Raw genomic sequence first — 1339 nt, 5'->3', positions numbered from 1 at the left:
TGTCCTTGGTGGTTGAGATAAGGGTGATGGCGTCCTTTTGCCCTTGGGTTAAGCGAGGCTTGGTATCGAAAAAGTCTTGCACCTGCTTAGGCGTTGCAAAAGGTTGATGTTGGCCTTTACCATCATCGATGTTTTGTAAGATGCGCTTTTCAGTCTCCAGCGCGGCTTGCGTCGTCCAGCGTGTGCCGTCACTGTACTCTGCAGAGAGGGTGTTGCTGCGTTTATTCAGCTCTGTTTCAACCTGCTCTTTGGTAATAGAGCCTCCGGCTTCTTCAAAGGCGTAACGCACCGCTTCCACTACTAAGGCTTTTTGGCTAAAAGCCGCTTCTCGCTCTGAGAGGTGGTTCAGGGCAAAGCTGACCGCTTTTTCGATGAGTGGGGCGTTTTGCGCTTTGGCTAGTGCTGACAGTGCCTGACTGACATCCTGCTTTAGCAAATCTTGGGTGGCGTCGTTTAGGTAGCGGTCGTTGACGTTTTGCGTCTGCAGTACACGCTCAATGGCTGACGGGGAGACCTGCTCTTTTTCAAGTGCGCTTTGGGCTTTGTCTGGTTTGTCGGTGAAGATATCAAGGCGCTCTATTTTTTCAGTCAGGTCGCTTATCAGGGGCTTAGATAGGGTAAATGCTTTGCCTGACAGTAAAGTATGGGCTTTTGGCTCAATATGGTGGGCGCTATGAACGTAGTCGTATTGCAGCGGCGCGTCTTTTAGGCTCTCTAAGTTGACGCGCTGCGTTTCCCCTTTGCTCTCAAGCGTGAGGCTTTCTTTGTCAATGTGAGTGACAAGGTAGCTTTGGTTCGCGTCCAAGCCAGCAGGGAAGTGTTTGCCTAGCGTTTGAAGGCGTTCGCCTTGGGCGATATTGAGACTTTGCGGTTTATTGATTTGCATCTTCATGTGCTTAAAGGCGCGACTGGACGGGTCAAAGGTGTGTGATTGTCCATCGCGTTTGCTGAGTGCGGTCATGGTGTTGCTCTCTTTGTCGATACTGGCGATGACAAAACTCTGAGGTTTGTTTTTCTCCCAATGGGTGAGTGTCATGCCTGGTTTGTAGTGTTGAACGAGGGGTTGTTGCGCTTTAGAGAGGTGGTGAGGGGTTTGAGTGAATAGGGTGGTTTCGTGTCTGGCGAGGGCGCCGGTATTTTTGAGCTGGCCCCGTATCGCTTCGGTTAACCGCCGCTGCTCGACGCTGGAAGTGGCAATCACTTGCGTGTTGGCTTTATCGGGGAGGTCGGCGTACACCCGCGCTATCCTATCGGTATCATTGTCATGCAGTTTTACGTTGGTGTTGCTGGCTCGCTTGCCAACCCAAGAATGACTCTCCACATTGCCTTTTTGATACAG

1 pseudogene is annotated in these 1339 nt (G+C 51.3%); it reads right to left on the bottom strand.

Annotation, left to right across the window (positions count from 1 at the left end):
- Positions 1-1339 (bottom strand): annotated as a pseudogene (locus AB4589_RS00080) (conjugative transfer relaxase/helicase TraI); the annotation flags it as partial.

Source organism: Vibrio sp. 10N.222.49.A3 (assembly GCF_041475145.1).
Lineage (GTDB): Bacteria > Pseudomonadota > Gammaproteobacteria > Enterobacterales > Vibrionaceae > Vibrio > Vibrio tasmaniensis_A.
The sequence above is the reverse complement of the archived record's forward strand: the minus strand, read 5'-3'. Positions and strand labels throughout refer to the sequence as shown.